The organism is Acidocella aminolytica 101 = DSM 11237 (genome assembly GCF_900129125.1).
GTDB lineage: Bacteria > Pseudomonadota > Alphaproteobacteria > Acetobacterales > Acetobacteraceae > Acidocella > Acidocella aminolytica.
On sequence record NZ_FQVJ01000006.1, the window covers coordinates 59,829 to 80,925 of the forward strand.

19 protein-coding genes are annotated in these 21,097 nt (G+C 58.6%); 15 read left to right on the forward strand and 4 right to left on the reverse strand.

What is annotated here, in order from left to right; translation table 11 throughout:
• The first annotated feature begins 11 nt into the window (after positions 1-11).
• Positions 12-908 carry an ROK family protein gene (locus BUB54_RS04945; protein ID WP_048877616.1) on the forward strand — a complete coding sequence of 299 codons (897 nt, stop codon included), beginning with the start codon at positions 12-14 and terminating at the stop codon, positions 906-908.
• Positions 909-992: 84 nt separating this feature from the next.
• Here BUB54_RS04945 and BUB54_RS04950 read toward each other — a convergent pair whose 3' ends face one another.
• On the reverse strand, positions 993-1,733 hold the full coding sequence (locus BUB54_RS04950) for an SDR family oxidoreductase (RefSeq protein ID WP_048877617.1): 741 nt from the start codon (positions 1,731-1,733) through the stop codon (positions 993-995).
• Between the two features lie 361 nt (positions 1,734-2,094).
• Here BUB54_RS04950 and BUB54_RS04955 point away from each other — a divergent pair, with 361 nt between their 5' ends.
• The 10 genes from BUB54_RS04955 to BUB54_RS05000 all read left to right on the forward strand — a co-directional run bounded on the left by BUB54_RS04955 (position 2,095) and on the right by BUB54_RS05000 (position 12,384).
• The gene (locus tag BUB54_RS04955; RefSeq protein ID WP_048877618.1) at positions 2,095-3,030 is read left to right on the forward strand and encodes a 2-dehydro-3-deoxygalactonokinase; all 936 of its coding nucleotides are present in this window, start codon (positions 2,095-2,097) and stop codon (positions 3,028-3,030) included.
• A gap of 3 nt (positions 3,031-3,033) precedes the next feature.
• Positions 3,034-3,684, forward strand: coding sequence for a 2-dehydro-3-deoxy-6-phosphogalactonate aldolase (locus BUB54_RS04960; RefSeq protein WP_048877619.1), 651 nt, complete (start codon positions 3,034-3,036; stop codon positions 3,682-3,684).
• A gap of 107 nt (positions 3,685-3,791) precedes the next feature.
• Entirely contained in the window at positions 3,792-4,763 is a 972-nt protein-coding gene (locus tag BUB54_RS04965; protein WP_241869306.1) for a LysR family transcriptional regulator, read from the forward strand.
• Between the two features lie 152 nt (positions 4,764-4,915).
• A complete protein-coding gene (locus BUB54_RS04970; RefSeq protein WP_048877621.1) occupies positions 4,916-5,689 on the forward strand; it encodes an SDR family NAD(P)-dependent oxidoreductase in 774 nt (257 codons plus the stop codon).
• A 4-nt stretch (positions 5,690-5,693) separates the two neighbouring features.
• Positions 5,694-6,560, forward strand: coding sequence for an SMP-30/gluconolactonase/LRE family protein (locus BUB54_RS04975; protein ID WP_241869307.1), 867 nt, complete (start codon positions 5,694-5,696; stop codon positions 6,558-6,560).
• A gap of 169 nt (positions 6,561-6,729) precedes the next feature.
• A complete protein-coding gene (locus BUB54_RS04980) occupies positions 6,730-7,812 on the forward strand; it encodes a sugar ABC transporter substrate-binding protein (RefSeq protein WP_139284800.1) in 1,083 nt (360 codons plus the stop codon).
• Positions 7,813-7,855: 43 nt separating this feature from the next.
• Positions 7,856-8,821, forward strand: a complete 966-nt coding sequence (locus BUB54_RS04985) for an ABC transporter permease (RefSeq protein WP_048877623.1) — start codon at positions 7,856-7,858, stop codon at positions 8,819-8,821.
• Between the two features lies 1 nt (position 8,822).
• Positions 8,823-9,581 (forward strand): ATP-binding cassette domain-containing protein, encoded by a 759-nt coding sequence (locus BUB54_RS04990; RefSeq protein WP_048877624.1) that lies wholly within the window; start codon positions 8,823-8,825, stop codon positions 9,579-9,581.
• Positions 9,582-9,597: 16 nt separating this feature from the next.
• On the forward strand, positions 9,598-10,530 hold the full coding sequence (locus BUB54_RS04995; protein ID WP_048877625.1) for a dihydrodipicolinate synthase family protein: 933 nt from the start codon (positions 9,598-9,600) through the stop codon (positions 10,528-10,530).
• Between the two features lie 60 nt (positions 10,531-10,590).
• Entirely contained in the window at positions 10,591-12,384 is a 1,794-nt protein-coding gene (locus BUB54_RS05000) for an IlvD/Edd family dehydratase (RefSeq protein WP_048877626.1), read from the forward strand.
• Positions 12,385-12,421: 37 nt separating this feature from the next.
• Here BUB54_RS05000 and BUB54_RS05005 read toward each other — a convergent pair whose 3' ends face one another.
• Positions 12,422-13,456, reverse strand: coding sequence for a lactonase family protein (locus tag BUB54_RS05005; RefSeq protein ID WP_048877627.1), 1,035 nt, complete (start codon positions 13,454-13,456; stop codon positions 12,422-12,424).
• A gap of 460 nt (positions 13,457-13,916) precedes the next feature.
• Here BUB54_RS05005 and BUB54_RS05010 point away from each other — a divergent pair, with 460 nt between their 5' ends.
• From BUB54_RS05010 to BUB54_RS05025, 4 genes are read left to right on the forward strand one after another with little or no spacing between them, the layout of a single operon-like run.
• The gene (locus BUB54_RS05010; protein ID WP_048877628.1) at positions 13,917-14,978 is read left to right on the forward strand and encodes an efflux RND transporter periplasmic adaptor subunit; all 1,062 of its coding nucleotides are present in this window, start codon (positions 13,917-13,919) and stop codon (positions 14,976-14,978) included.
• Complete coding sequence (locus tag BUB54_RS05015) at positions 14,944-16,728, forward strand: ATP-binding cassette domain-containing protein (protein ID WP_139284806.1); 1,785 nt, start codon at positions 14,944-14,946, stop codon at positions 16,726-16,728. The genes BUB54_RS05010 and BUB54_RS05015 overlap by 35 nt, the downstream gene beginning before the upstream one ends.
• Positions 16,725-17,846, forward strand: coding sequence for an ABC transporter permease (locus BUB54_RS05020; protein WP_048877629.1), 1,122 nt, complete (start codon positions 16,725-16,727; stop codon positions 17,844-17,846). Before BUB54_RS05015 ends, BUB54_RS05020 begins: the two co-directional genes overlap by 4 nt.
• 4 nt (positions 17,847-17,850) lie before the next feature.
• The gene (locus BUB54_RS05025; protein WP_048877630.1) at positions 17,851-18,960 is read left to right on the forward strand and encodes an ABC transporter permease; all 1,110 of its coding nucleotides are present in this window, start codon (positions 17,851-17,853) and stop codon (positions 18,958-18,960) included.
• On the opposite strand, the gene BUB54_RS05030 is transcribed toward BUB54_RS05025, so the two are convergent.
• Both BUB54_RS05030 and BUB54_RS05035 read right to left on the reverse strand, forming a co-directional pair.
• The gene (locus BUB54_RS05030; protein WP_052948292.1) at positions 18,957-20,057 is read right to left on the reverse strand and encodes an FCD domain-containing protein; all 1,101 of its coding nucleotides are present in this window, start codon (positions 20,055-20,057) and stop codon (positions 18,957-18,959) included. The genes BUB54_RS05025 and BUB54_RS05030 overlap by 4 nt on opposite strands.
• Positions 20,058-20,312: 255 nt before the next feature.
• Complete coding sequence (locus BUB54_RS05035; protein WP_082075577.1) at positions 20,313-21,008, reverse strand: TetR/AcrR family transcriptional regulator; 696 nt, start codon at positions 21,006-21,008, stop codon at positions 20,313-20,315.
• Between the last annotated feature and the right edge of the window lie 89 nt (positions 21,009-21,097).

The following is a 21,097-nucleotide window of genomic DNA, read 5'->3' on the forward strand; positions in this document are numbered from 1 at the left end:
AGAAACCTGGCATGGGACATCGAATCGGCATCGACCTCGGGGGTACGAAGACAGAGATCATCGTTCTGGGGGACGATGGCGCGGCCCTGCTGCGCCGCCGCCGCGGCACTCCGGCTGGATATGATGCCGCCTTGCGGATGATGGCGGAGATGGTGGTCGAGGCCGAGCAGGAAACCGGCGCGCGTGCCAGTGTGGGGGTGGGGATTCCGGGCTGCATCTCGCCCGCCACCGGGCTGGTGAAGAACGCAAACTCCAACGCACTGAATGGCCACCCTTTTGACCGCGATCTGGCCGCCTTGCTGGGACGTGAGGTGCGGGTGGCCAATGACGCGAATTGCTTTGCCCTTTCAGAAGCTACTGACGGCGCCGCCGCCGGGCAGAGCGTAGTGTTCGGGGTGATTATTGGCACCGGCACTGGAGCGGGAATTGTGGTGAATGGTCGGATTCTTGAAGGCCGCCACCGGCTAGCCGGAGAATATGGCCACACCCCCCTGCCCTGGCCAAAGCCGGACGAAATTCCACTGCGAAGCTGCTGGTGCGGCCAGGCTGGCTGTTTGGAGTTATATCTCGCCGGCCCCGCATTGGCGCGCGAATGTGACGGCCCCGGCTATAATGACGCCACCGGCCTGCCCCAACGCGCCGCCGCCGGTGATGTGAAAGCGCAAGCGGCACTCGACCGCCATGCCGAGCGAATGGCCAGGGCCCTTGCTGTGACTACCAATCTGCTAGACCCGGATTGCATCGTACTCGGCGGCGGGTTGTCCAACATGGACCATCTTTACACCACGCTGCCGGCGCTGATGCGGCCTTATATTTTCTCGGACCATGTAGCGCCGAATATCGTGAAGGCCAAACATGGGGATTCGTCTGGTGTGCGGGGAGCCGCCTGGTTGTGGCCGGAAGACTGAACCATGCCCGAACGGACGAGCAAACACCGCCAAGACCGGCTTTAAATTTTTCTCAAATGCTCAGCGTCAAGCCAGGCAAGGTCGCTACATCGACCAACCGCCGTCGACGATCTGAGTCGTACCGGTGGTGAAGCTCGACTCATCGCTGCCCAGATAAACCGCAAGGGCAGCGATTTCTTCCGCGCTGGCCAAGCGGCCCATGGGCTGACGGGCGACAAAATCCTTGCGGACTTCATCTTCGCTGCGGCCTTGTTCGCGGGCCTGCGCGGCAATGCGCTGATCCAGAGACGGGGATTGCACCGTGGCCGGGCAAATCGCATTACAGCGCACGCCTGATTTAACGTAGTCGGCGGCAACAGATTTTGTGAGACCGATCACCGCAGCCTTAGTTGTGCCATATGCACAGCGGTTGGGCGCGCCTTTCAGGCTGGACACCAAGGAAGCCATGTTGATGATCGAGCCGTGCCCGGCTTCCAACATCCCGGGCAGCACAGCGCGGATGGTGTGGAACATGGAGGTGACGTTCAAGGCCCAAGAAAAATCCCAGGATTTTTCTTCGGTTTCCAGAACGGAGCCGGAATCCACATAGCCCGCGCAATTGAACAGAACATCAATCCGCCCAATCTCCGCGACGGCGCCGCAAATGGCGGCGTTGTCCGTTACATCGAGAAGCCGCGTTTCAACGCCACTCAGTGTTTCCAGGCTAGCAGGCTGAATGTCGGTTGCAATGACCTTCGCGCCCTCCGCCGCGAAGGCCAAGGCCGTGGCACGCCCAATCCCCTGCCCTGCCGCCGTGATAAGAGCCGTCTTGCCGTGCAGACGCATCTCTGAACCTTTCAATCTTTGGACGTTGTCTGAGTTTTAAAGGTTACGGCATGATTGGAACCAGCACACGATAACGTCAAATTCAAAAACCTCCAGAATCAATCATCAAAGTCACATCAATTGTCATGGCTGAGTGGCTAAGGCTTTGCGGACAACGATACTAATTTGACTATCAATCAGCGCAAAGATGCCATTTGACACCCGCTCGCCACGCCTACCAAAATGTTCAAGCAGACGATTTCAGCTGCCGATAAGCGGCCACCAAAACAAGCCATAAGCAAAATGAATATGAGGAAATGAGCATTTTCACCCAGTTCCACCATTCCGGCCTTCATACCTGTTTTACCGGTTTAGCGCGCAGATGAGCGGCAACGCCCTCCTGGCTGATTGGGGCACCAGCAATTTGCGCCTCTGGCTTGTGGATGAGGCTGGAACTGTGCTTGCCCACAGAGCCAGCACACAAGGCGCAGACGGCCTCGGGCCAGACGGCTTTGCTGCGGTTTTGCAAGGACATCTGCAAGCCATGGACATGCCCGTATCCCCCACGCCCCTGCCGGTAGTGATCTGCGGCATGGCCGGGGCGCGGCAAGGTTGGCGCGAGGCGGGATATGTGCATGTTCCAGCCACGCCAAACGCCTGTCTAGTCCAAGCCGTGACCGTTCCCGCCGAAGGGTTAGACGTGAGAATACTCCCCGGCCTTGCGCAGCAAGCGCCGCAACCATCCGATGTGATGCGTGGCGAGGAAACGCAGCTTATTGGCCTGCTCGCAACTTCTCCGTCATTGACCGGCACGGTCTGTCTACCCGGTACGCACAGCAAATGGGTCCGCACGAGCCACGGGCAGATACAGCAATTTCACACCGCGATGACCGGCGAATTATTCGCCTTGCTATCAAGGGATTCGGTTCTGCGACACGTAATAGCGGGTGAAACGCGCTTCGCCCCGGAGGACCCGGCCTTCGGGATGGGGCTGGAAACATCCTTCACGCAGCCGGGCACTTTGCCGCTTACATTATTTCAAATCCGTGCCGCAGGATTGCTGGCGGGGCAGACTGGGGCCAGCGCCGCCGCGCGGCTGTCCGGCCTGCTAATCGGAGCGGAACTGATCGCGGCGTTGGACGGCTTGCCGGAAACTGAGGAGGTTGCACTGGTAGCCGCCGGTGCTTTGGCACCGCTTTATGCCTACGCCTTTACCCAAGCCAAGCGCCGCTTTTGCCTTCTGGATGCTAACACCCTGACCCTAGCCGGGCTGCTTGCCGCGGCACGGCATTTATTCCCGGCCGTATTCAAGGATTAAGCCATGCACGACGACACACCCGCCTGCCCCCTGCCAGCTTTTAAGCGCGGACTTATTGCAATTTTGCGGGGCCTGACGCCAGAGGATGCGGAGCCGGTGGGGAAAGTTCTGGCCGAAGCCGGGTTCGAGGCAATCGAGGTGCCTTTAAATTCGCCCCGCCCGCTGCTCTCAGTTGAAAAACTAGCAAAACGCCTTGGTGAATCGGTGCTGATCGGTGCGGGAACCGTGCTGTCCGCCGAATCTGTGCGGGATGTGGCACAGGCTGGCGGGCGGCTAATTGTGGCACCGAATGTGGATGAAAGCGTGCTTACTGCCGCTGTTGTGCAAAAGCTGGTGAGTATGCCAGGTGTTTTTACCCCCACAGAGGCGTTGCAGGCCCTGCGCTGGGGAGCGTCCGCGCTAAAATTCTTTCCGGCGGTTACGCTAGGACCGGCGGGGATTGGCGCCATCCGCACCATTTTGCCGCCCGATACGTCCATTGGCGCCGTAGGAGGAGTGGCAGAGGCGGATTTCCCAGCTTATTGGCGGGCCGGAGTGCGGCTCTTTGGGCTCGGCTCCAGCCTTTATAAACCCGGCGACAAAGCTGCGACCGTTGCCGCGCGGGCAAAGGCCGTCATAACCGCATATGACGCACTTCATAATCACATTGCATGAAACTCGTCATGCGTGATAACAATTTCATCACAAAAAAGCATCACAAGGGGAATTGGAAACGCGCATGGACCCACTCGTTCCTCCCCCAAAACGGGGATTTTGAGCCGATGCCGCATGGCCTGATGCCTGATTGGTTTCTACGTTCACGCCTAAAGCTCCGACATCTACAATTATTGCTGGCCATTGACGAGCAGCGCAATTTACACCGCGCGGCAGAACGGATGAACATTGCCCAGCCCGCGGCCTCCAAATTGCTGGCGGAGGTGGAGGCTATTTTCGGACAACCGTTGTTTGACCGGCATCCGCGCGGGCTGACCCCAACCGTGCAAGGGGAAATTCTTATCCGCAATGGTAGCCTCGCCCTGCGAACTTTGACCCAGGCTGCAACCGAGGTGAATGCCTTTACCAAAGGCCAGACCGGCATGGTGACGGTAGGTACGGTAATGGCGCCGATGATCGAACTGCTGGTGGACGCCATTGAGGAAGTGCGCGCGCATCATCCGGGGCTGCAGATCACCGTTGAGCATAATATCAGCGATGTTCTCGCCCCGAAGCTGCTTGAAGGGGAAGTCGACTTCGCTCTGGCGCGGATTCCGGGGGATCATGACCCCAAACAATTCACCTACCAGCAACTTTGGGGCGAAGAACTGCATCTTCTCTGCCGGGAGACGCATCCACTCGCCAATAAGGAAGCCGTGACGATGGCGGAATTGGCGCAATGGCCGTGGGTGCTGCAACCCCGTGGCGCGCCGCTGCGGCAACGGATTGAGCATCTGTTTCTGGAAGCAGGTACGCCCATGCCGCGCTCCATCGTCAATTCCACCTCGGCCGTGATGTCTCTGATCATGGTCAATCAGTCCGATGCGATTACGTCACTGGAATGGAATGTGGCCAAGCTAATGTCCGGCATGAGCCGGTTGCGGATGCTGAATTTCCCTGAACGTGTTTTTTTGCAGCCTTACGGCCTGCTGACCGTGGCGGAACGGCCGCTCTCCCCCGGTGCGAAGATTATGTATGACGCGATTTTAGGGCTGGCAGCGCGCCGGGAGAGGGAAAAGTCGCTGGAAGAGTGCCAATAGATATTCAAAACGGCATCAAACAGCAAAAGATTAGCATTTGACGGCTATCTCAGCGATGCCTTACCCAACCTTGCCCAGTCAGGGCGCGCAGAAAAGCTGACGGCCTTCCAGGACGCTTCACACAGGACCGGCCCGTCAGAAAAGGAGAGGAAATGACACAAATTTTGACGGCGATTTATCCTAGCCTGAAAGACCGCGTGGTATATATCACCGGTGGCGGAACCGGCATTGGCGCCTCGCTGACCGCTGGATTTGCCGCTCAGGGTGCAAAGGTCGCGTTTGTTGACATCGCGGAAGAACCAAGCCGCGCCCTGGCTGAGCAGATTGGCGCGCAAACCGGCCGCAAGCCGCTGTATCTGCCTTGCGATCTGCGCGACATTGCCGCGCTGCGCGCGACCATCGCGCAGACCCAAGCGGAGCTGGGTGAGATTGATGTGCTGGTCAACAACGCCGCCAACGACCAGCGCCATAAGATCGAAGAGGTGACGCCGGAATTCTGGGATGAGCGGATGGCGGTGAATCTGCGCCCGCAATTTTTCACCGCCCAGGCCGTGGCCGAGTCGATGAAGGCGCGTAAATCCGGTAGCATCATTAATTTCGGCTCATCCTCCTGGAAGAAAGGGCAAGGCGGCATGCCAGCCTATACCGCCGCGAAGGCCGCCATCCATGGGCTGACGCGCGGTCTGGCGCGAGATCTTGGCCCCTATAATGTGCGCGTCAATACCATCGTACCCGGTTGGATTATTACCGAGCGCCAACTTGCCTTGTGGCTGACGCCGGAAGCCGATGCCGAGCGCGCACGCCAGCAATGCCTGCCGGAGCGGGTGATGCCGGACCATGTCACCGCCATGGCCTTGTTCCTGGCCGCCGATGACAGCGCCGCCTGCTCAGCGCAAGAATTCACAGTCGATGGCGGCTGGATCTGAGATCATGGCCCAGTTGCGCGACCCGGCAGGCGCGTTGCTGGGCGAAGGCCCAGTCTGGCATGTTGCGGAGCAAGCGGTCTATTGGGTGGATATTAAAGGCCGCCGGCTCAACCGCTACAAGCCGGAAGACGGCGCGGTACAGCGCTGGTCGTTTCATGATAATCTGGCCTGGGTCCTGCCGCGCCGCGCAGGCGGCTGGGTTGCGGGTACACGGCATGAAATTGGAGAATTAAGCCTGGACCCGGAACTGGTCTTTACCCCGCGCCTGCGCGTAGAGCCAGACAAGCCCGGTAACCGGCTGAACGATGCCAAAATTGATGCCGATGGCACAATCTGGTTCGGCACCATGGATGATAACGAGGCCGCACCCAGCGGAGCCTTCTATCGCATATTGCCGGATTTTTCGGTCTTGCGGATCGATACAGGCTTCACCATCGCCAATGGTCCGGCCTTCGCGCCGGACGGACGTACCATCTACCACACCGACTCTGCCGCACGGACCATCTATCGTTATCCGCGACATCATGACGGCACGGTTGGACCGCGCATGCCCTTTATCCGCTTTACTGACGCGGATGGGTTTCCCGATGGCATGACTGTCGATGCCAAAGGTGGATTATGGGTTGCGCATTGGGGCGGCGGACGGGTGAGCCGGTTCACGCCGGAAGGTGTGTTAGACCGCACCCTGGCGCTGCCTGTTTCGCAAGTGACAAGCTGCTGCTTTGGCGGAGCGAATCTGGACCGGCTGTTTGTCACCACCGCTGCGATTGGATTGAGCTCGGAACGGCAAAAAGGAGAACCATTGGCGGGCGGCCTGTTTGAACTGGCCCCTGACATTGAGGGCCTGCCCGCTCCGCTTTTCGCGGGCTGAACCGCAAACGACCGATAACAAAAACAATATGAAAATGCTCTTTTAAAATATTTGACATATATCATACGGATTTTAAAATCCTTCGCGTGGCGGACAGGCGGCCAAGCTGAACTGACTAAAAAACACGCGCCTGCATCTAGTAAAAAACCAAATGGAGAGGATAGCCAGGATGGATGAAGACAAGAAGACCGAAGGGCTTCTGAACGTCAAACGGCGCATGATGGTTCAGGGCGGCCCCGCTCTGCTGGCCGCTGCCGCCGGTATGGCCGCCATGACCAAGACCGCTCAGGCAGCGGATCCCAGCCCCTTGCCAAAGCATAAGCGCTGGAAGCTGGTTTTTGTGAATCACGTCACCACCAACCCGTTCTTTGTGCCGACACAATATGGCATTCATGATGCTTGCGCCTTTTTCGGCTGCGATTATCAGTGGACCGGCTCCGAGACCGCCGTGGTGGGCGAGATGGTGAATGCGATGGATGCCGCGATTGCTGGCAAAGCCGATGCCATTGCCATCGCCATTGTCGACCCCAAGGCTTTCAACGCCCCCACCGCCGCCGCGTTGAAGGCCGGTATCCCGGTTTTCTCCTATAACGCTGACGCCCCCGCCAATAGCGGTAATGAGCGTCTCGCTTATATCGGCCAGGATCTTTACAAATCCGGCTACGAGATGGGGCAGAAGGTCGTGGAACTGGTTGGGTCCGGCCATGTGGCGCTGTTCATTGCAACGCCGGGTCAGCTGAATATTCAACCGCGTATTGATGGCGCCGCCGCCGCGATCAAGGCGTCCGGCAAGCCAATTACGTATGAGGAAATCGCCACCGGCGCGACTATTGATGAAGAACTGCCGAAGATCAAAGCCTATTATCTCGGCCACCAGGATGTGAAAGGCATGTTCGCGGTGGACGCCGGATCCACGCAAAGCATCGGCCAAGTAATGAAGGAATTCAACTTGGCCGCCAAGGGGGTTCATGGTGGCGGTTTCGACCTAGTGCCCCGCACCCTACAATCCATCCATGAAGGCGTTCTCGATTTCACCATTGACCAGCAGCCTTATCTGCAGGGCTTCTACACGGTGATGGAGATGGTGATGTTCCTGGCCTCCGGGGGGCTGGTTGGTCCGGCGAATATCAATACAGGTCTGAAATTCGTGACGAAGGAAACGGTTGATCCGTACTTGAACACCGCGACCCGTTACGAGGGTAACAGCTCCAAACCTCAGATCGTCCCCCGCTCCGGGCCGATCGCGAGCTGATCCAGTCAAGGCAGGTAAATCTTGAATTTGGGATGAAAATAGCGTGAACAAGAAAACAAAAGGTTTACTTGCCTTACTGCTCCGCAAGCCGGAGGCAAGCATTCTTCTGGTTGGTATTATTCTGATCATCACCTTCCAGAGCCTAACACCGGACTTCTTCACCAACGCCAACATGCAGACGGTGAGCCAGTTCTTTGCTCCCTGGACGCTTATTGCCTGCGGCGAAATCATGCTGCTGATTTCGGGTGAGGTGGATCTTTCCGTTGGGCAGGTGTTTGCCCTGGCGCCTTTCATCATGCATTTCGCCATCGTGGCGGGCTTGCCGGTGGTGCTGGGTGTTGTAGTGGCCTTATTGGTTTCCGCCTTTCTGGGCTTTTGCATTGGTGTTATTACCGTACGATTTGGGGTGCCCTCCTTCATCACCACGCTGGGCGCCATGCTGTTGTTCAACGGGTTGACGCTGACAATCAGCGGTGGTTTCCCGCTTGATACGCCGGACGGTATAACAGGCGTTATTCTCGGCGGCTGGGAATATAGCGAAATTCTCTGGGCGGTGGGCATAGCCCTGGCAATGCATATCATGCTGCGCCACACCCGCTGGGGCCTGCATACGGTGGCTGCAGGCGGCAATCCCACTGGGGCCGCGGAAGCGGGTATCCATATCCGCCGCATCAAGATCGGCAATTTCATGATGTGTAGCGTGCTGGGCGGTTTCGCTGGTATTCTCAACGCGTTCCACGTCACCTCCATCGACCCGAATGCCGGCGGCGCGAATGTCATGTTCCTTGCCATTGCTTCGGCTGTTATCGGCGGCACCTCGCTGCTCGGTGGCTCAGGGACCATTCTGGGCGGTCTGTTCGGTGCAGCTGTGCTTGGTATTCTTCAGGATGGGTTTACGTTGCTTGGCATCAATGCCTTCACGTTCGACATCATCACCGGCGCGGCCATCCTCATCACCATGATCTCCAACGTCCAATTCGCGGCTTGGCGCCGCCGGAGCCGTATCTGACATGAGCGACACGAATCATGCGCTGGAGGCGCGTAATATCACCAAGCGTTTTGGACGGGTGCAGGCGCTGCACGGTATCTCCCTGACGCTAAAGCCCGGCGAAATGCTTGGCATTCTCGGCGATAACGGTGCGGGCAAATCGACCCTGATGAAGATTTTGTCAGGCTATCACGCCCCCACAACGGGTGAGTTGCTGGTCAAGGGCGAGCAGGTGGAGTTCACCTCGGTCGATCATGCCCGCAGCTTTGGCATTGAGTGCGTGTATCAGGATTTGGCACTGGTCAACACGCTCTCTGTATATCACAACATGTTCTTGAACCGCGAGGTGCGCCATGGCGCCTCGCCCTTCCTGAACCATAAGGAAATGCGTGAGCGCGCCGCCGCCGCGCTGGAAGATATCGGAGTAAATGTTCCCTCCGTGGATGAGGAGGTGGGCATGCTCTCCGGCGGACAACGCCAGGCGATCGCCATTGCTCGCGCCGTGTCCTCCAACGCCCGCGTACTGCTGCTGGATGAGCCCCTGGCCGCCATGGGTGCACGCGAGGCGGGCATGATTATCGCGCTGATTGAACGCTTGAAGGCGCGCGGTGATGTGTCGCTAATTATGATCGCGCATAATTACGCGCAAACGCTCGACGTAGCCGATAAAGTGATGATGGTTCAACGGGGCACCTGCACCTTCGAAGGGCGCTCCGCCGATACGTCGGTGCTGGAACTGCTCGATATCGTGAAACGCGAATACCGCGCCGCCGCGCAGTAACAGCAGGATTACCATCATGACCTCTCCCGCTCAGCCGCAGCCTTATCGCGGCGTCTTTCCTGTCGCCCCGACGGTGTTCAATGCGCAGGGCGCGCTGGACCTTGAAGGGCAGAAACGCGCCATTGATTTCATGATCGATGCAGGTTCGCACGGGCTCTGCATCCTGGCGAATTTCTCCGAACAATTCGCGCTAACGGATGCGGAGCGCGAACAGGTCATGATCACGGTTCTCGAGCATGTGGCTGGACGAGTGCCTGTTATCGTCACCACCAGCCATTTCAGCAGCGCGGTCTGCGCCGCGCGATCGCGTCAGGCGCAGGACGTGGGCGCGGCGATGGTAATGGTGATGCCGCCTTATCACGGCGCCACATTCCGCGCCGCCGAACCGCAGATATTCGAATTCTTCCAAACCGTGTCAGACGCCATCTCCATTCCCGTGATGGTGCAGGATGCGCCGGTGGCAGGCACGCCGCTTTCTGTCCCGTTTTTGGCCCGCATGGCCAAAGAAATCGAGAATCTGTCCTATTTCAAAATCGAGGTGCCGCGGGCTGCGGCCAAGCTGCGCGGGTTGATTGAAGCCGGTGGCACCCACATTCTAGGCCCTTGGGACGGCGAGGAAGCCATTACCCTGATGGCCGACCTCGAAGCGGGCGCCACCGGCGCCATGACAGGCGGCGGCTTTCCGGATGGCATCCGTCAGATTATCGATCCCTGGTTTGCCGGCAACCGCGAAGCGGCGATGAGCGCTTATGAACGTTGGCTGCCACTGATCAACTGGGAAAACCGACAATGCGGTTTCGCCACCGCCAAGATTTTAATGCAGGAGGGTGGCGTGATCGCTCACGACACGCTGCGCCACCCAACACCGCCCGTACACCCGGCGGACCGCGCCTTGCTGCTTGACTTGGCCCGGCGGCTGAACCCGCTCGTACTGCGTTGGGGGCGCTAAGCACATGACCGCACACCATCCGCGTTTTCTCACTCTTTCCGCTTTCAATGGAGAATCATTATGAGCTCCAAGACACCTCAGCTGCGCTCCCGTGCCTGGTTTAACGACCCCGCTAATCCTGACATGACGGCGCTGCATATCGAGCGCTATATGAATTTCGGCATAAGCCAGAAAGAGTTGCAGGACGGACGGCCGATTATCGGCATCGCGCAAACCGGGTCAGATCTCTCCCCGTGTAACCGGCATCATCTTGAACTCGCCACGCGGGTGAAAGAGGGTATCCGCGAGGCGGGTGGGATTCCGCTAGAGTTTCCAGTGCATCCGATACAGGAGACCGGCAAGCGCCCCGCCCCGGGACTGGACCGTAATCTTGCTTATCTGGGGCTGGTGGAACTGCTTTACGGCTACCCGCTGGATGGCGTGGTGCTGACCATTGGTTGCGACAAAACCACCCCTGCCTGCCTGATGGCGGCTGCGACGGTAAATATTCCCGCCATCGCTCTGTCTGTTGGACCAATGCTAAATGGTTGGTTCCGTGGTGAGCGCACCGGGTCCGGCACGATTGTCTGGAAGGCGCGTGAGTTGTTGGCGAAAGGCGAGATCGACGAGGCCGGGTTCATCAAACTTGTCGCGTCCTCAGCACCGTCAACCGGCTATTGCAACACAATGGGCACGGCGACGACCATGAACTCCCTGACTGAAGCGCTGGGGATGCAACTGCCCGGTTCCGCCGCTATCCCCGCCCCTTACCGTGACCGGCAGGAGATGGCATATCTCACTGGACTGCGGATTGTTGAAATGGTCCGGGAGGATCTGAAGCCATCTGACATTCTCACCCGCGAGGCTTTCATTAACGCCATCCGGGTAAACACCGCCATTGGCGGCTCCACTAACGCGCCGATCCATCTCAATGCGCTAGCGCGTCATATCGGCGTTGAGTTGTCGATCGATGATTGGCAGAATTTTGGAGAGGAGTTACCCCTGCTGGTTAATCTTCAGCCTGCGGGGGAATATCTGGGCGAGGATTATTATCACGCGGGCGGCGTGCCAGCGGTGGTAAACCAGTTGATGCGATATGGGTTGATCCATGAGGAGGCGCCAACCGTGAATGGCCGCAGCCTGGGCGAGAACTGCCGGGACGCGGAAATTACAAACGAAGCGGTGATCCGCCCCTTCGAGCGCCCCTTGAAGGAAAAAGCCGGATTCCGCGTGTTGCGTGGTAACCTCTTTACCTCGGCGATCATGAAAACCAGCGTGATTTCGGAGGAGTTCCGCACCCGTTACCTCTCCAACCCGGAAGACCCGGATGCCTTCGAGGGCCGTGCCATCGTGTTTGACGGGCCGGAGGAATATCATGCCAGTATTGATGACCCGGCCCTGAACATCGACGCCAACTGCATCCTGTTCATGCGTGGCGCCGGGCCGATTGGGTACCCCGGCACGGCGGAAGTGGTGAACATGCGGGCACCTGATTACCTGATCAAAGCGGGCGTCAGTTCCCTGCCCTGCGTGGGTGATGGGCGGCAATCCGGCACCTCGGGTTCGCCCTCTATCCTGAACGCTTCACCCGAAGCAGCCGTGGGAGGTGGCTTGGCCCTACTGCGTATGGGCGACCGGGTGCGGATCGACCTGAAGCGCGGCAGCGCTGATATCTTGATCTCCGAGGAGGAACTCGAAGTCCGGCGCCAAGCGTTGGAGGCGGCGGGAGGATATCAATATCCCGCGCACCAGACGCCCTGGCAGGAGATCCAGCGCGGCATTGTCGGCCAGATGGATACCGGCGCAGTGCTGGAACCCGCCGTGGCTTATCAGAGAATCGCCCAGACCAAAGGCATTCCCCGCGACAGCCATTAGCGGCGTCCCTCGCCTGCCCTACGGGGCAGGCGACAGTTTATAGCAGGTCGATAATCTCGATCCAGTTCGGCATTCCCCCAACGGGATACTGAGCTTGCAAACTTAAACTGCCATCGTCCTGATTGATGGCATGTACACTGACCTGGTTTGAATCCAGCCCGGCCGAGAGCAAAAACCGACCACGCGGGTCAATGGCAAAGCCACGCGGTGTGGTTTCGGTCGTCCATCTGCCGATTGGCACCAGGAAACCGCTTGCCGCGTCGATTTTAAAACCCGCCAGAGTACTGGTCTGGCGTTCGCTGGAATAAAGGAAACGCCCGTCCGGCGTGATATGAAGGTCAGCCGCGTTCGCCTCCCCCAGAAAATGCGCGGGCAATGTCGTGACTGTTTCGATCTCGGCGAGGACGCCCGACCCCGGCTCCATCCTGTAGGCGACGATTGTCGCATCTGTCTGGTTAAGCATGTAGAGAAAACGGCCATGCGGATGAAAGGCAAGATGCCTGGGCCCGGCATGAGGCCGAGCCGCAATCACCGGCGGGTTATTTGGCGTCAGCACGCCTTGTTCGGGATCGAACAAAAACTGCATCACATGGTCCGCCCCCAGAATGGCGCTGTAGGCAAAACGGTTGGCGTCATCTACCAGAATGCTATGGGCATTCGGCCCGGTTTCCAGAACCTGCACCGCTTTGCCGTCAATCCGGCCATCCTCATCGATAGGATAAATGGCAATTTTGGCGTCCGTGTACGACGCAGCGAGCAAAAATTGCCCGGTGCGGTCTGTGACGATATAGGCCATGGGGCAGAGCAAGGGCGTGGTGTTCATCAATGCGAGCCGCCCACTCTCAGGATCAACCTGGAAGCTAGACGCGGTGAAAGGCGGACTGCGCAGCGCGGCATAGAGATATTGGTGATCCGGGCTCATCGCCATTGGCAGGCTGGTGGGAGATGGCAAAGCCGTACCGGTGACCGGTACAATTTCGATCTGGCTGAGCGTGCCGGTTTCCGCATTCATTTCGAACACATAAATGTCTTTACTCTCGGCATTCGAGACATAGGCTATTGTTTTCGTCACGCCATCCTCCGCTTCTTGAGGCTATGATCCCTTCAGCGGAACGGTCTCTGATGGGACACAGAAAATATATTAAAAAACTGCCTCAGCACTCTCATACGCACTGTCATGGTCGTCAATATGAAGGGTCAAGCGCCAGGATCATCCTTGTGCCGAAATCAAACCTCACGACACCTTGACAAGGCTTCGGCCTGGTCTACGGAGCAAAAACCTCCCCGCAGGAGGATACCGGCCCGATAGAACTTGGCACCGGCGAGGTGAACTGGCATGGTGTTGCGAATGCGCTGCACACCATGGACTACTCAGCCACCGTTGCCATGACGACGTTTGCCTGCTTCGATTCAGACCTTGCCCTCAAACGCCTTCCGTGACCCGTTTACCCCACCCGCCTGATCGTTATTTGATCAAAATATTTGATATTTAACATTGTCAGACCTCATCCGGGCATGATCGAAGCAGAATTATGGAAGGTAAGCGCAAAAAGCTGAGTCTGGTCGCAGCAGTGGTTGTGGTTGCCGGTGTGGGGGGCATCGCCTATCTGCACTGGCGTGCCTCTCCCCCCGGAGATCGGCTCACGCTGTACGGTAATGTTGATATCCGTGAGATCAATGCGGCCTTTTATGATTCAGGCCGCATTCAGCAGCTCCTGGTTCAGGAGGGTGACAAGGTCCATAAAGGTGAGTTGCTCGCCACGTTGGATGATAGCCGCTTCACCGATGCGCTGATCGCCGCCAATGCCCGCGCGGCCAACCAGAAGCAGATTCTGGCGGCACTTCTGGCCGGATCACGGCCAGAGCAAATCGCCCAGGCCAAGGCGCAGATGGACGCGCTGGAGGCGGTTTACCAAAATAATCAGGCAAATTACCGCCGCTATGCCACTCTCACACCGGGAGGGGCGGCGACCATCCAGCAGCGCGACGACGCCCGCGCCGCGTTTCTGAACGCCCGGCAGAATTATGAAGCCGCCAAACAGGCGTATATCCTCGCCGTGAAAGGCCCGCGCACCGAGGATATCGCCGCTGCCCAAGCCGCCTATGACGAGGCAAAAGCCAACGCTGCCCTGGCCGCCCGGCAGGAACAGGACACCAAGCTATACGCACCCTCTGACGGCATTATCGAGGAACGGGTGCAGGAACCAGGCGACATGACCGCGCCATCCACGCCGGTTTATATCATTGCTCTCACCAACCCCATCTGGGTGCGGGCCTATGTGCCGGAAGCCGAGTTGGGGCGCGTCCATCCCGGCCAGGAAGCTAACATCACCACCGACTCTTATCCGGGCAAGATTTATCGCGGCTGGGTGGGGTATATCTCACCAACCGCCGAATTCACCCCCAAAACCGTCGAGACACCCGATCTGCGGGCCCAGCTTGTGTACCAGCTTCGCATCTATGCCTGCGCGCCGGATGGACAGTTGCAACTAGGTATGCCCGCGACCGTCTCCATCAATCTCGCCTCCGACCAAGGCCAGGGCGCGGCGCGCGGTGCTGATGTTTGCGATGGCCAACATGCCAGCGCCCCCTGAACCGGCCGCGACGCCTTTACGGCTGGCTGGCGTCACCAAACGGTTTCGTATCGCTAAGCGGGAGATCACCGCTTTAGGGGACGTACACGCCGAAACAAGCCCGGGCCTGGTGACCGGGCTGATCGGGCCGGATGGCGCGGGCAAAACCACTCTCATGCGTCTGGTTGCCGGGCTGCTAAGCCTTGATGAAGGGCGGATCGAGGTATTTGGCACAGATGTGAGCACCGAAGCGCTCAAGGTGCAGGGCATGATCTCGTATATGCCCCAGCGGTTCGGGCTGTATGAAGATCTGACGGTACAGGAGAATCTTGATCTCTATGCTGACCTGAACGGCGTGCCGCAAGCTGACCGCTCGGCCAGCTATACAGAGTTGCTGCACATGACCGGGCTGGCGCCTTTCACCTCCCGTCTCGCCGGGCGGCTTTCAGGCGGCATGAAGCAGAAGCTGGGGTTGGCCTGCACGCTCATCCGCCCCCCACGGCTGTTGCTGCTGGACGAGCCAACCGTCGGTGTTGATCCGGTTTCACGCCGGGAACTTTGGCAGATTGTCGATCATCTGGTGCGCCAAGCCGGGATGAGCGTGCTGCTCTCCACCGCTTATCTTGATGAAGCCGAGCGTTGCGATGAGGTTTTGCTGCTCCATGAAGGCCAGTTGATTGGTTCCGGGCAGCCGGAAGCTTTTACCCAGACCATGGCCGGACGCAGTTTCCACGCTCATGCGCCCGGTGTTCCAAAGCGTGCGCTGCAAGCTGTTCTAACCGCTACACCGGGTGTCACTGACGCGCTCATCCAGGGCGAAGCGGTGCGGCTGGTGCTTGATGAAGGCACCACACCGGAGACTATCCAGCCGCCGGGCGTCAGTGGACTGGCTTTGTCCCCCGTAGCGCCGCGGTTTGAGGACCGGTTCGTGGATCTCTTACGGGCCCAGAACGGCGCCAAGCCTCGCGCTGCCTTATCCCCGCCACCAAGCGGCGGCTCATCCACGGCCATGCGGGCTGCCATCGAGGTTGCGCATTTAACCAAACGCTTCGGCGCCTTCACGGCGGTTGACGACATCAGCTTTACCGTGAAACGTGGCGAGATTTTCGGCCTTTTGGGTGCCAATGGTGCGGGCAAGTCCACCACATTCCGTATGTTGTGCGGGTTGCTGCCAGCCACGGGCGGGCAGTTGAAAGTGGATGGATACGATCTGCGCCGCGCCGCCGCCGCCGCGCGCGGGCGGCTTGGCTATATGGCACAGAAATTCTCGCTTTATGGCGACTTGAGCGTCTTGCAGAACCTCCACTTCTTCGCCGCCGCCTACGGGCTGCGCGGCGCGCGGCGTAACGAGCGTATCAACTGGGCGCTCAGCGAGTTTGAACTCGCTCCCTTTGCCGACGCCACCAGTCGCGACTTGCCGCTTGGTTTCAAGCAACGCCTGGCCCTGGCCTGCGCGCTGATGCATGAACCTGACATCCTGTTTCTGGACGAGCCAACCTCCGGCGTGGACCCTCTGGCACGGCGCGAGTTTTGGCAACGCATCAACGCCCTGGCCGAAGGCGGCGTGACCGTGCTGGTGACCACTCATTTCATGGACGAAGCGGAATATTGCGACCATCTGGTTATCATGGCTCAAGGGCGGATCCTGGCCACCGGCACCTCCGAAGCCCTCAAGCACGCCGCCCGCTCATCTGCATTGCCGGACCCGACCATGGAGGATGCGTTCATCGCCCTTATCCATGCCGATAGCGGCCAGGAACAAGCCGCATGAACGAGCCGCTGATGCGGTTGCGCGGTCTGATCCGCAAGGAAAGTCTGCAAATTCTGCGCGACCCGTCCTCCATCGCCATCGCCTTCATCCTGCCTGCCTTGCTGTTGCTGTTGTTCGGCTACGGCGTGTCGCTTGATGCACGCCATGTACGGCTGGGGCTGGTGGTGGATGCACCCAGCGTGGCGGCCTCCAGCTTTACCGCCTCCTTCCGCCAGTCGCCTTATTTTAACCCGCGCGATTTCGCCAATGAGCCTGCGGCCGCGCAGGCCCTGGCTCAACGGCAGATTGACGGTTTCCTCTGGTTGCGCAGCGACTTCGCCCGCAAACTGAGTACGGGGCAAAGCCCGCCCATCGGGTTGTACGTCAATGGAATCGACGCCAACAATGCCCGGCTGATCGAAAATTATGTTCAGCAAAGCTGGGCTGGATGGGTCGCACGGCAGGCGGCACTGGCGGGTGTGGCCAACCCGACGCCCATCGCCGTCGAGCCACGTATCTGGTTCAACCCGGCCGTCCGCAGCCGGGATTATCTAGTGCCGGGGTTGATCGCCGTGATCATGACCCTGACTGGCGCCCTATTGACCGCGCTGGTGGTTGCCCGGGAGTGGGAACGCGGCACTATGGAAGCGTTGATGGTCACCAAGGTGAGCATGCACGAGATTCTAGCCTCGAAAATCGTGCCTTATTTCTTACTGGGCATGGGCGGCATGGTGGTCTCGGTTTTGATCGCGGTGTTTTTGTTTGGCGTGCCGCTGCTAGGCTCACTGATTGTGCTGGGGCTGGCCTCCGCGTTGTTCATGCTGGCCTCGCTGGGCATGGGGCTGCTGATCTCCAATGTCGCGAAAAACCAATTCGTTGCGGGGCAGATCGCCATCATCACCACATTCCTGCCCGCTTTTATCCTGTCAGGCTTTATTTTCGACATCTCCAGCATGCCGCTACCTATCCGGATCATTACTCATATTGTCGCGGCGCGTTATTTTGTTGCCATACTGCAGACGCTCTTTCTGGCCGGCACGGTGTGGTCTGTACTGCTGCCTAATCTCGCCGCACTACTGATTATGGCCGTACTGTTCCTGGGCGCCGCACGGCTCACAGCTCATAAACGGCTGGACTGACCCCATGCTCGCCCGTCTCCTCGCCCTAATTGTCAAAGAATTCCTCACCATCCTGCGCGATTCCAAAAGCCGCGCGGTGCTGATTGGCCCGCCGCTCATTCAGCTCATGGTGTTTGGCTACGCCGCCAGCTTCGACCTCAACCATGTGCCATTTGCCGTTTATGACCAGGACCAATCCTCCTATTCACGGGACCTAGTGGCTGATTTTGCCGGCTCGCCCACCTTCCAGCAGGTCGCGGTGTTGCACAGCCCTGAACGCATCCGCAGCCTGATTGATTCCCGTAAGGTCGATATGGTCCTGGATATCGACCCGCGCTATACGCGCGACCTGCTCACCAACCGGCCAGCTCCCGTGCAGATTATCGTCGATGGTCGCAACTCCAACAGCGCCCTGCTGATCCTTGGCTATGCCAATGACATTATTACAAGCGCCAGCGAAGAATGGAGCAAAAGCCACGGCGGCGTGGCACCGCTGGCCCGGCTGGTGTCGCGCGCGCTCTACAACCCCAACCTTGATTCTCACTGGTTCATCATCCCTGGCATCGTGGCCTTGCTGACCCAGGTTATCACCCTGCTTGTGGTCGGGCTTTCCGTCGCGCGAGAACGCGAGGCTGGAACATTCGATCAAATCCTGGTCACGCCGCTCCGCCCGCTAGATATCCTGATCGGCAAAAGCCTTCCCGGGCTGGTTATTGGCCTGGTTGAGGGTAGTGTTGTGATCCTCGCGACGCATTTCTGGTTTGACGTGCCCCTGGAGGGCGGGCTAGCACAGCTTTATACCGGCATGTTTCTGTTTACCGCCGCGGTTACCGGCATCGGATTGATGATCTCTTCCCTCGCCACCACCCAGCAGCAAGCGCTGCTCGGCGCCTTTTTGTTCATGGTGCCGTCCATCATTCTTTCCGGCTTTGCCACGCCCATCGCCAATATGCCCGTGGCCGTGCAATATCTGACATGGCTGAACCCCATGCGTTATGTGCTGGATGTCGTCCGTGACTGTTTTCTGGGGCAGCCCAGCTTTGCCATGCTGATGCCCGACTATGCCGCCATGGCCGCCTTGGCCTGCGTCAGCCTTGCCGCCGCCGGATGGCTGTTCCGCAAGCGCGCTGTTTAATCCCCTGGCTCAGCGGTTCCGCGAACCACCGCGCTCGCCTCGATTAAGCGGCGCTGGTTGGTGGACAAGTGCCGCTGCATCAAGGCGCTGGCACCCTGCGCGTCGCCGCGCTCCAGAAGATCAATCAGAGCCGCATGGTCTTTGACGCCGCGGGCCGGGTCTTCCTGCAGATCGTATAACAGCGTGGCTAAAGAGGTTTTGTCGGTCAAATTCTGCACGAATCCTTCCAACGCCCGATTGTCCCCCAAGGAGGCCAGAACGCGGTGAAATTCCGTGAGTAACCAGACCAGTTGCCCGCGATCCCCGCTTTTCAGCGCCTCCATCTGCAAATCGAGGTGGCTACGTAATTTGCGGATACCCTCCTCGGTGCAATGACGGCTGAGGCTCTCGACAATCTCTCGCTCGATCAGCCGCCGCGCGGCATAAGCTTGTTCCACCTCATCCGGCGAGGGCATGGCGACAAAGGCGCCACGATTACGCTCCAGCCGCACGACCCCGCCCAGCGCCAGATATTTCAACCCCTCCCGGACCTGAGCACGGCTGAGCAGCAGCTTGCGCATCAACACCGCCTCGCTCAGTTTTTGGCCAGGTTTGAAGTCCCCCCGGGAAATTAAAGCCGCAATAGCCGCTGAAGCCACATTGCTGGCTGCACCGCTTCCTCCATCAGGACGGGGCGCCTGACAGCCCAACCAGCTAGCGTGGTTGATTGTCCGCAATGCCATGGCATCAGGCTTCTTTTTCGAGCCTAGCGGGCGTTTGGCTGGCTCCCCCGCACGGCGAAGCACCTTGGCGATGGTGTCGATCGACAAATCCAACCCATGCCGACTGTTCAGCTCTTCGCGCAGACGCGCGACGCCCAGCCCCTGCTTGCGGCGCAATTCCAGGATAAGCGCCTCTTCCCGCTCAAAAACTTTCTGATTAGGAGATGAGGTCGGACGGCGGCTCTTTTCGTCTAAGCCATCCAGCCCATACTGACGGTAACGAAGCACCCATTTGCGCAAAGTTGGGCGCGAAATGCCAAATCGGTCGCAAACCAGCCCGGCATGCCCGGTCTGTTCGAACATTTTAACCCATTCCAAACGATCATCACGCGTCATTCAGGACAATCCAGATGCTCAATCACATATTGCTCAAATCAATCATAAAGACTGGATACAGCATGGCGGCAAACCATGTCATTACAGTCACGATAGCGTCCCTACCACGAAACAATATATTTTTGTACTAATCGCAGATATTGAGCAAAAACACCCTGATGATTGTCATTTCACAAAAAAAGACCAAATGACACCGCAAATATCCCGGTTCTCCAGGGATAAGGGATCACGCTACCAGCTCAATACCGGCTGCGATTATTTGGTATGAGGCACGCCCTGCCCGTCCCATAATGCCGGCGGTAGCGTAAACGGCGTGATGGGAGCAAAAAGGTTGGCCTGCATAACATCCAGCAAATTGCCCAGAAATATGTTGAGATCGTCAACGATGATCATGCTCTGCATCCGCAGCACCCCACGCAACCAATCCGCCAAGGAATAGACCGACATACGAATGGCAAACATCAGCCTTTGGTCACGGACGAGCTGGGGCAAATCCGGCGACAGTTCGGCTTGAATCTGCCGTACCACCAGCAAGCCTCGATTATACCCCTTGCCATGGAAGACGGCGCTGAAGTCAAAACTGTCCAGCTCATAGATCCGCGCCTGCAACCGGATCCAGCGATTAGGCGGATTACGTTCGAACATTGTCTCGGCCAGGGGCAGTACGATCGCTTCCGTCAGCTTGCGGTATTTTTCAGCGGCAGGGGTAGCCTCAAAGCGTTCCAGCATTTCCAGGCGCCGCGCATCAACCGGCGGCATCCTCCAGTCAATCAGCGCCTCCACGAGCTTGGTGCGGGACACAAAATGATAATGCAGCGAAGACGCGTTGCGCTGCCCGGCATGGCGATTAATCTCCCGCATTGAGACCGCGTTGATGCCACGCTCTACAAACAACTCCTCTGCACTGCGGAGAAGGCGTTCTTTTGTATCTAGGTGAAGTTTAGGTGGCATGTCTTGACCTATATTATAGATTTATCGCTATTTAACAAACCACCTTTATTCCTTTAATTCCTATCGAGACAAACGGCATATTGAACCAC